Here is a 9,393-nt window from a genome sequence, read left to right on the forward strand (position 1 = left end):
GCCTGACCCGCTTGCGCAGGTCAGGCCCTCAGTCATGCAGGGTGAGTAACGGGACTCGAACCCGCGACATCCTGGACCACAACCAGGTGCTCTACCAGCTGAGCTATACCCACCATGACCGGCGCTTTCCGCTCCGCACCGGCCGAGAAAAAGTGTACAGGGTCCGCGGGGGTGCTCGCTCCCGGCTTTTCCGTGCAGGAAGCAGCCGGGAGCAAGAGCGTCACGACTGCCGGGCCGGGAGGACGTGCTTCGCGGCGATCGACTTGGCCGTGTCCGAGTCCGGGCCGGGCTGCGGGACGAAGATCGCCTCCCGGTAGTAGCGCAGCTCCGCGATGCTCTCGTGGATATCCGCGAGAGCGCGGTGGTTGCCGTTCTTCTTCGGGCTGTTGAAGTAGGCGCGCGCATACCAGCGGCGGGCCAGCTCCTTGATCGACGAGACGTCGACGATCCGGTAGTGGAGATAGCTCTCGAGCTCGGGCATGTCCCGGAGCAGAAAACCGCGGTCGGTGCCGACCGAGTTTCCGCACAGCGGGGCCTTGCCCGGCTCCGGGACATGCTCGCGGATGTACGCCAGGACCTGCCGCTGGGCGTCCTCCAGCGTGGTCCCGCCGTCCAGCTCCGCGAGCAGTCCGGAGGCCGTGTGCATCTCGCGCACCACCTCGGGCATGGTGCTCAGCGCCTCCGTGGGCGGCCGGACAACGATGTCCACCCCTTCACCCAGGATGTTCAGCTCGGAGTCCGTGACCAGCGCGGCCACCTCGATAAGCGCGTCGTCCGACAGCGAGAGCCCGGTCATCTCGCAGTCGATCCACACCATGCGATCGTTCATACGTCTCACCCTACGGGGCGTTCCCGCTGGCCGGGCAGGGTCGGGCGGCCGGGCGCACGACCGGTGGCCTGCTCGGGCAGGCGCGGGGCGTAGGCGTCGGACTCCGGCTTGCCCAGATCGGCTCCGCCGTGCGGATGCGGAGCGTGATGGGGGTGGGCCGGGTGGGCGAGCGGCGCACCGGGGCGCCGTAGCGGCATGGAGTGCTCACCGGACCGCTGCTCGCCCAGCTCGGCCCGCTCCAGCCGGTCGCCCCGCTCCAGCCGGTCGCCCCGCTCCAGCCGGTCGCCCCGCTCCAGCCGGTCGCCCCGCTCCAGGCGCTCGGGACGGTCCGGGCGGTCCGGGGCGCCGCTCTGCGGCCTGCGGGCGCGGTACGCGGCCCGGTAGGCGGCCGGGGAGGACCCCAGCTGCCGCCGGAAATGTCCGCGCAGCGCGACCGGGGAGCGGAAGCCGCAGCGCCCGGCGACCTCGTCGACGGAGTAGTCGGAGGTCTCCAGGAGCCGCTGCGCCTGCAACACCCGCTGGGTGATCAGCCACTGCAGTGGAGCGCTCCCAGTGAGCGAGCGGAACCGGCGGTCGAAGGTGCGCCGGCTCATATAGGCACGGGCGGCCAGGGCCTCGACGTCGAACTGCTCGTGCAGATGCTCGAGCGCCCACGCCACGACCTCGGCGAGCGGATCCGCGCCGATCTCCTCTGGTAATGACCTGTCCAGATAGCGCTCCTGCCCTCCGCTGCGGCGCGGCGGGACGACCAGGCGGCGGGCCAGGGCGCCCGCGGCGTCCGCGCCGTGGTCGGTGCGCACGATGTGCAGACACAGGTCGATGCCCGCGGCGGTGCCCGCCGAGGTCAGGATGTCGCCGTCGTCCACGAACAGCTCGCGCGGGTCGACATGGACGGACGGATAGCGCTTGGCGAGCGTCGGCGCGTACATCCAGTGGGTGGTCGCCGGGCGGCCGTCCAGCAGCCCCGCGGCGGCGAGTACGAAGGCCCCGGTGCACAGGCCCACGATCCGCGCGCCCTCCTCATGCGCGCGGCGCAGCGCGTCGAGCGCGGCGGTCGGTGGCGGCTGGGTTATCGACCGCCAGGCCGGTACGACGACGGTGCCGGCCCGGGACAGCGCCTCCAGGCCGTATGGTGCGGTCAGTTCCAGTCCGCCGGTCGTTCGCAGTGGCACATCTTCGCCCGCGCACACCAGCAGTCGATACCGCGGGACTCCGGCGTCCTGACGGTCGATGCCGAAGACGGAGAGCGGGATGGAGCTTTCGAAGATAGGGCCGCCGCTGAAGAGCAGCACCGCGACGATTTCTCGTCGCCGGCGTCCGGAGAGCTTGCGCGAGGTCTCCGGTACGGTCGTGGAGTCCTGGCTCATCGAACTAAGCCCCCCTCGGTGGTCGCGTCCTCTCGGTCCTGCACGTTTCCCCTCGGTCCTGAACGGTTCCCCCGCCGGTCATGGCCAAGATCGAATCTACTGTGTCGCGTGTGGTCGCCGTGACCAGTTCACCACCCGCCACTATGTCGACATGACAACTTGGCGGGAAGCATTCGATCACGAAGCGTTGCACTCGTGGGCCTCCCTGTGAAGTACGCCTAGCCTTCGTACCCACTTCGCGTAGGGGGTAGGGCCCGCCAATACCCCTTTCCTCGCTGGTCGGAGGGGGTTGGGGCGAGCGTTTGCCAAGGAAAGAACTTTGAGGGGAAGTTGGCTGAAAAGAAGTGGGCGCAGACGTGCGGAAGGGTCCTCCGCCGGGCGTACGACCCCTGCGGTGACGCTCACCACTGTGTACCCGGAGCGCTACGGAGCGCGCCCTCAGCCGCGCCGGCCGCCCCTGTGAGCCCCGATTCCGGTCCGCCCATGTCGTCCACGATGTGGACTGACGACCGTTCCCGCGAGCCTGGCGGCGGTGCGCTCGCAGCGGCGCAGCAGCGCCCGGCAGACGGCGGTGACCGCGGCGAGACCGACGGCGGCGCCGGCCGCCGCGCCGAACGGCGAACCGCACACCAGCAGCACGACGGGCACCAGGGCGCAGCTGAACGCGCCCCAGCGGATCACCTCGTCCGCCGCCTCCCCGGCCGGGGTTCTGGCGGGGTGGTCACGGCCCTCGTGGGGCGCGTCGTACTCGACGGTGGCGGGCACGTATCTGCTCCTCGGAGGGCGGCGGACGGGGGGCCGGGGCGGTGCGCGATCACCGCGCGGCTACTACAACGCCGAGCGGGCGTCAGGGTCACTGCGAACCGTCCGCTCGGTGTACGGCCCACGAAGACTCAGGGTTTGCTAGAGGCTCACTCGGGCCACCCGGCGGAGCCGCACATCGGCACGGTCGGGACCACTTGGGGCATTGCGTTACGGGCCGCCCTCCGGCATGCTCCGTGGAACGCCTCGGGCGGTTCGCCGCCCAAGAGCTCTCTGGGCAGGAGGGGAGTGGCGCCGTACCCTTAGGGGTAAGGGCTTGGAAAGATGAATCCCGGACGGATTCGGTTCGTTCGATACGCTCCCCCGAGCGCCGGCGAGCCGCCGTCCCCGACAACTGCAACCCCTGAGCCCCCGCCGTTCCCTCCTCACGAGGACTTCCTTCGCCGAGACACCGATGGCCGGTCACGAAATCCCCGAACCCGCGGACCGCAAGCGGGTCGCCGATCACATGGCGCACCCCGAAGCGGCGGAAGAATCACGTCATTCCTGCGATCCGGCGTTCCAGCACGGCGTCGTGGTGGGATTCGACGGTTCGACATCGAGCGAGCGCGCCCTCGCGTACTCGATCGGCATGGCCCGGCGCTCCGGCTCCGGACTGATCATCGTCCATGTGGCCAACCGGCTGCCGACGACCGTATGGGCCGGATGCGAGCCTCCCGTCTTCGTCGATGTGCCCGACCACCGCACCGAGGTGCTGGGCCTTGAGCTGGCCTGCGCCGACCATCTCGCCGAGGTGCCCTGGATCCTGGTGGAGCGGGGCGGGGACATCTGCCATGAGCTGGAGGAGGTCGGCCGGGAGTACGCGGCCGACGCGATCGTCGTCGGCTCCACGCACGGTCTGGTGGGGCGCATCTTCGGCTCGGTCGCGGGGCGGCTGGCGCGCCGGGCGCAGCGGCCCGTGGTGGTCATTCCCTGAGCGCTGAGGATCGCTGGAAACCAGACACCCTCAACTCCCTTTGACAGCCGGGTAGATGGCGCCAAGTCCGGCTTGACAAACGCCAAATCTACCCGTGCGTAGAGGTGGATTGTGCGTTTGTGACGGGTACAAAACGAGCGAACGGGCGTGCGTCAGCGTGCCGCCGGCCGGGAAGTGACGGTTCCCGTCGGCGGCTCACCTGCCGGCGTAAGGGCGACGCCGGCACAGGGGAGGCGGCCCCCGCGTGCGTGGTGGCACACGCGGGGGACCGCCGAGTGGTCAGGCGGCGGGCCCGCCTGACGGGCGGTTATTCCACCGTGACGGACTTCGCCAGGTTACGCGGCTTGTCGATGTCGCGGCCGAGGGCCAGCGCCGTGTGGTACGCGAGGAGTTGCAGCGGAATCCCCATCAGGATCGGGTCCAGCTCGACCTCGTTGCGCGGCACCACGATCGTGTGGTCCGCCTTCTCCTGCTCCTGGTGCGCCACGGCCAGGATCCGGCCGCTGCGGGCCTTGATCTCCTCCAGCGTCGCGCGGTTCTTCTCCAGCAGATCGTCGTCCGGCAGCACGGCGACGGTCGGCACCTCGGGCTCGATGAGCGCCAGCGGGCCGTGCTTGAGTTCGGAGGCCGGGTACGCCTCGGCGTGGACGTAGGAGACCTCCTTGAGCTTCAGGGAGGCCTCACGGGCCACCGGGTAGCCGCGCACCCGGCCGACGAACATCATGCTCTTCGCATTCGCGTATTCCGCGGCGAGCTTTTTGATCTCCTCCTCGCCGCGCAGCACCTCCGCGATCTGCTCGGGCAGCCGCCGCAGCCCGGCGATGATCCGCTTGCCGTCGGCGACGGACAGATCGCGGATCCGGCCGAGGTGGAGGGCCAGCAGGGCGAAGGCGACGGCGGTGTTGGTGAAGCACTTGGTGGACACCACGCACACCTCGGGGCCCGCGTGGACGTACACCCCGCCGTCCGTCTCGCGGGCGATCGCGCTGCCGACGACATTGACGACGCCGAGCACGCGGGCGCCCTTGCGCTTGAGCTCCTGGACGGCGGCCAGGGTGTCGTATGTCTCGCCGGACTGGCTGACCGCGATGTAGAGCGTGTCCGGGTCGACGACCGGGTTGCGGTAGCGGAACTCGCTCGCGGGCTCGGCGTCCGCGGGGATGCGGGCCAGCTCCTCGATCAACTGGGCGCCGATCAGACCCGTGTGGTACGCCGAGCCGCAGCCGAGGATCTTCACCCGGCGCACCCCGCGCGCCTCGCGGGCGTCCAGGTTGAGCCCGCCGAGGCGGACGGTGGCGAAGCGGTCGTCGATCCGTCCGCGCAGCACCCGGTCCACGGCGTCGACCTGCTCGTGGATCTCCTTGTGCATATAGGTGTCGTGGCCGCCCATGTCGTACGACTCGGCCTCCCACTCCACGGTGGTCGGCGTGGCGGAGGTGCGGGAGCCCTCGGTGGTGTACGTACGGAAGTCGTCGGCCTTGAGGGTGGCCATCTCACCGTCGTCGAGGGTGACCACCTGGCGGGTGTGGCTGACCAGGGCGGCGACGTCCGAGGCGACGAACATCTCCTTCTCGCCGATGCCCAGCACCACGGGGGAGCCGTTGCGGGCGACGACGATCCGGTCGGGGAAGTCCGCGTGCAGTACGGCGATGCCGTAGGTGCCCTCGACCAGGGCGAGGGCCTGGCGGACCTTCTCCTCCAGGGTGTCGGCCTGCGAGCGGCCGATCAGATGGGCCAGGGTCTCGGAGTCGGTGTCGGAGATCAGCTCGACGCCGTCGGCGGTGAGCTTGGCGCGCAGCTCGGCGGCGTTGTCGATGATGCCGTTGTGGACGATGGCGACCTTGCCGTCGGCGTCCAGGTGCGGATGTGCGTTGATGTCGTTGGGGGCGCCGTGGGTGGCCCAGCGGGTGTGCGCGATGCCGACGGTGCCCGCGAAGCGCTTGGGGAGCCTGGCCTCCAGCTCGCGGACCCGGCCCTTGGCCTTGGCGGTCTTCAGCCCGGAGGATGGTGTGGCTTGCCCTGATTTGGCGGGCTTGGCGTGGATCGCGATCCCGGCCGAGTCATAGCCGCGGTACTCCAGGCGCTGAAGGCCCTCCAGCAGCAGCGGCGCCACATCGCGCTTCCCGATATATCCAACGATTCCGCACATGGTGGTGTCAGTCCCTCCCTGTTGGGTCGCTCATGAGTGCTCGGCTTCGGCGGCTGCTCGCCCGGCGGCTCGGCCGTACGCGATTCAGCCGTACGCGATTCAGCCGTACACGATTCAGCCGTAGACGATGCGGCGCAGCTGGCGCAGCGAGAGGTCCGGCGGCGCCACCGCGCGGTACGGCAGCTCGGCCGTGATCCGCTCGAAGATGTCCGCGTTCGTCAGCCCACCGGACTGCAGCTCCCGGTGGCGGCGGCGGACGAACTCCTCGGTCGTCTCGTCGAAGTACGCCAGCACGTCCAGCACCACCCGGGCGGCCTCGCCGCGGCTGAGCGGCGTGCTGTGTACCAGGTGGTCGATGAGGTCATCGTGGGACATACGGCGATCGAGCACTCGTAGATACTGCGGTGAGCCGTCCCGTTTCGCAAGAATCCTGCCCGATATCGGGCAGGAGGGAGGGGTGGGTGACTAGAAACGGCGGAGCACGGCCTGTTTGACGGTGGTGAACTCCTCCTCCGTGAGGACCCCGTCGCGGCGCAGCTCGCCGAGCTCGCGCAGCCGGCGCAGCAGCGCGTCGTGATCCGCCTCGCGCCGGCCGTCGTCGCTGTCGCCGTCGTGTCCGGTCCTGGGCGCCGCGGGGGCCTTGGTCAGCGCCACCGGGGCGGTATCGGCGGGCACCGGGACCGCGTCGGCGGGCTCCGGCGGCCCGGCGGGGTGCGGCAGCCGGGCCGTGACCGCGGCCGCGACCAGGGCCATCAGCGGGTCCCTCTTGAGGCCGTACATCACGATGGCGTACGGGTCGTACTTGGGCGGGGCCGAGGTCGGGACCTTGATCAGGGCGAAGCGGAGGTAGCCGTTCTCCAGGCCCTTGGCGGGGCTCCACTTCACCGCCTCGATATCCGACACCGGGACGACCCGCGGCCCGCCCGACTTCTTCGCCTGCTCGGTCTTCCAGTTCCATTCCAGGCGGATCCGCTCGCCGTCGAAGAAGGCCGTGCCGTCACCCGCCGACGCCGACAGCGGCACCGAGGGGCCCGGCAGCAGATAGCGGTCGCAGGGCCCGGGGTCCACCTGCTCAAGCAGCAGGGCCTGGCGCACCTCGTCGACCATGTACTCGGCGACGCCCGCGCGCTCGGACTCCACCGGCAGCTGGTACGGGTCGGCGGCGTCCGGCAGCTCGCCGCCCGCCGCCTGGAGCAGCGGGTCCGCGCCCTCGCGCAGCTTCAGCCGCAGCCGCCCGGTCCGGCGCCCCGGCTCGTACGCGATACCGGCCAACGCCTCCAGCGGCACCGCGAGTTCGCCGAGCGCCTGGCGCACCGGATTCACCCGCTTGTCCCGGCCAGGGACGATCCGCACGGTGTCGCCGTCGAAGCTCCATGTTCCGTCGCGCTGGGTGAGTTCCGCCATGGCGGAAATTCTGACAGGTCGACAGGCCCGGATTGGTCTGGACCTTGACCTCAATTCGGTCTCGCGGTACCCAGGATGAAGGTCTGGTCTGCCTGACGAACTGGTCCACCTGACGAAGCCTGACGAAGGGGACGCCGTGGGACGACGTCGGATCCGCCTCAGCCTCCTGTGCTCCCTGCTGCTCGCCGTGGCGGCGGGAGCGGGGACCGCCGCCACCGCGAGCCCATCCGATCCGGCCGCAGGCCCGGCGGCGCCCGGGTCCGCCGCCGGGGCGCTGCCGGTGCCGCTGGACCGGGTCGTGCCCGCGCCCGCCTCCGTACGGCCCGCGAAGACCCCGTACACGATCGGCCCGCACACCCGGATCCAGGTGGCCCCGGGCTCCCGCGCGGCGCGCCAGGTGGGCGACTATCTGGCGGGCGTGCTGCGCCCCTCCACCGGGTACCGGCTGCCGGTCACCGCGGGCTGGAGCACGGCGCCGGGCCGGGGCGGCGACGCCATCCGGCTGCGGCTCCTCGGCACCTCGCCCGGCGGGCGCGGCCTCGGGACGGAGGGCTACCGGCTGGAGGTGAACCGGCGCGCGATCACCATCAGCGCCCGCGGGCCCGCGGGGCTGTTCCACGGCGTGCAGACCCTGCGGCAGCTGCTGCCCGCCGCGGTCGAGCGGCACACCCGGCAGTCCGGCCCCTGGACCGTCTCCGGCGGCACGGTCACCGATGTGCCGCGCTACGCCTACCGGGGCGCGATGCTGGATGTGTCCCGGCACTTCTTCACCGTCGGCCAGGTCAAGGCGTATATCGACCAGCTCGCGCTGTACAAGATCAACACGCTGCATCTGCATCTCTCGGACGACCAGGGGTGGCGGATCGCCATCGATTCCTGGCCACGGCTCGCGGCGTACGGGGGCTCCACCCAGGTCGGCGGCGGGCCCGGCGGCTTCTACAGCAAGGCCGACTACCGGGAGATCGTGCGGTACGCGGCGAGCCGCTATCTGACCGTCGTCCCCGAGATCGACATGCCGGGCCACACCAACGCCGCGCTCGCCTCCTACGCCGAGCTGAACTGCGACGGCGTCGCGCCCCCGCTCTACACCGGCACCGAGGTCGGCTTCAGCTCGCTGTGCGCGCCCAAGGAGGTGACGTACGACTTCGCGGACGATGTGATCCGGGAGGTTGCCGCGCTCACCCCCGGCCGCTATCTCCACATCGGCGGCGACGAGGCGCACTCCACCAGCCATGAGGACTTCGTGGCCTTCATGGACCGGGTCCAGCCGCTCGTCGCCAAGTACGGCAAGACGGTGATCGGCTGGCACCAGCTGACCGGCGCCCGGCCAGCCAAGGGGGCCATCGCCCAGTACTGGGGGCAGGACGGCAGCGAGAAGGAGGTCGCGGACGCCGCCAGGGCGGGCACCCGGCTGATCCTCTCGCCCGCCAACCGCGCCTACCTGGACATGAAGTACGACAAGGACACCCCGCTGGGGCAGGACTGGGCCGGGCTGGTGGATGCCCGGCAGTCCTACGACTGGGACCCGGGCGCGTATATCAAGGGCGCGCCCGCGTCCTCGGTTTTCGGGGTCGAGGCGCCGCTGTGGACGGAGACCCTGTCGACGAGCGCGCACCTCGAGTACATGGCCTTCCCCCGGCTCCCGGGCATCGCCGAGCTCGGCTGGTCCCCGGCCGCCACGCATGACTGGGCCGGGTACCGGATGCGGCTGGCCGCACAGGGTCCGCGCTGGGACGCGCTCGGCATCGACTACTACCGCTCGCCCCAGGTGCCGTGGCCCACGCGCTGAGCCGCGCGAGCCACGGCCCGAACGAGCGCCCGGCCGCGCGACGCCGAGCCGTCAGCCCACGCGAGGCCCGGTCAGCCCGCGGGGGCTGACCGGGTCTCGCGGGCTGACCGGTCAGCC

Annotated in this window: 8 protein-coding genes and 1 tRNA gene; 2 read left to right on the forward strand and 7 right to left on the reverse strand. The window is 71.0% G+C overall.

Features of this window, described 5'->3' with window-relative positions; genetic code table 11:
- Window positions 1–40: 40 nt before the first annotated feature.
- The 4 genes from ACWDSL_RS49680 to ACWDSL_RS49695 all read right to left on the reverse strand — a co-directional run bounded on the left by ACWDSL_RS49680 (window position 41) and on the right by ACWDSL_RS49695 (window position 2,961).
- A tRNA-His gene (locus tag ACWDSL_RS49680) sits at window positions 41–113 on the reverse strand.
- Between the two features lie 107 nt (window positions 114–220).
- Window positions 221–829 (reverse strand): oligoribonuclease, encoded by a 609-nt coding sequence (gene orn, locus ACWDSL_RS49685; protein ID WP_450495909.1) that lies wholly within the window; start codon window positions 827–829, stop codon window positions 221–223.
- A 5-nt stretch (window positions 830–834) separates the two neighbouring features.
- Window positions 835–2,196 (reverse strand): helix-turn-helix domain-containing protein, encoded by a 1,362-nt coding sequence (locus tag ACWDSL_RS49690; protein WP_450495911.1) that lies wholly within the window; start codon window positions 2,194–2,196, stop codon window positions 835–837.
- Between the two features lie 438 nt (window positions 2,197–2,634).
- On the reverse strand, window positions 2,635–2,961 hold the full coding sequence (locus ACWDSL_RS49695) for a hypothetical protein (RefSeq protein ID WP_450495913.1): 327 nt from the start codon (window positions 2,959–2,961) through the stop codon (window positions 2,635–2,637).
- A 451-nt stretch (window positions 2,962–3,412) separates the two neighbouring features.
- Here ACWDSL_RS49695 and ACWDSL_RS49700 point away from each other — a divergent pair, with 451 nt between their 5' ends.
- The gene (locus ACWDSL_RS49700; RefSeq protein ID WP_089506941.1) at window positions 3,413–3,934 is read left to right on the forward strand and encodes a universal stress protein; all 522 of its coding nucleotides are present in this window, start codon (window positions 3,413–3,415) and stop codon (window positions 3,932–3,934) included.
- A 307-nt stretch (window positions 3,935–4,241) separates the two neighbouring features.
- Here ACWDSL_RS49700 and glmS read toward each other — a convergent pair whose 3' ends face one another.
- The 3 genes from glmS to ACWDSL_RS49715 form a co-directional block, all read right to left on the reverse strand.
- The gene (glmS, locus tag ACWDSL_RS49705) at window positions 4,242–6,083 is read right to left on the reverse strand and encodes a glutamine--fructose-6-phosphate transaminase (isomerizing) (RefSeq protein ID WP_450495914.1); all 1,842 of its coding nucleotides are present in this window, start codon (window positions 6,081–6,083) and stop codon (window positions 4,242–4,244) included.
- Between the two features lie 114 nt (window positions 6,084–6,197).
- Window positions 6,198–6,473, reverse strand: a complete 276-nt coding sequence (locus ACWDSL_RS49710) for a hypothetical protein (RefSeq protein ID WP_450495916.1) — start codon at window positions 6,471–6,473, stop codon at window positions 6,198–6,200.
- 75 nt (window positions 6,474–6,548) lie between these two features.
- Entirely contained in the window at window positions 6,549–7,487 is a 939-nt protein-coding gene (locus tag ACWDSL_RS49715) for a DUF4429 domain-containing protein (RefSeq protein ID WP_450495918.1), read from the reverse strand.
- A 136-nt stretch (window positions 7,488–7,623) separates the two neighbouring features.
- Here ACWDSL_RS49715 and ACWDSL_RS49720 point away from each other — a divergent pair, with 136 nt between their 5' ends.
- Window positions 7,624–9,276 (forward strand): beta-N-acetylhexosaminidase, encoded by a 1,653-nt coding sequence (locus ACWDSL_RS49720; protein WP_450495920.1) that lies wholly within the window; start codon window positions 7,624–7,626, stop codon window positions 9,274–9,276.
- Window positions 9,277–9,393: the final 117 nt, after the last annotated feature.

This window comes from Streptomyces sp. NPDC000941, from assembly GCF_053599555.1.

Coding starts and splice junctions, on each gene's coding strand:
- orn (WP_450495909.1), bottom strand. CDS start 829: ATGAACGATCGCATGGTGTGGATCGACTGCGAGATGACCGGGCTCTCG.
- glmS (WP_450495914.1), bottom strand. CDS start 6,083: ATGTGCGGAATCGTTGGATATATCGGGAAGCGCGATGTGGCGCCGCTG.
- ACWDSL_RS49715 (WP_450495918.1), bottom strand. CDS start 7,487: ATGGCGGAACTCACCCAGCGCGACGGAACATGGAGCTTCGACGGCGAC.
- ACWDSL_RS49690 (WP_450495911.1), bottom strand. CDS start 2,196: ATGAGCCAGGACTCCACGACCGTACCGGAGACCTCGCGCAAGCTCTCC.
- ACWDSL_RS49700 (WP_089506941.1), top strand. CDS start 3,413: ATGGCCGGTCACGAAATCCCCGAACCCGCGGACCGCAAGCGGGTCGCC.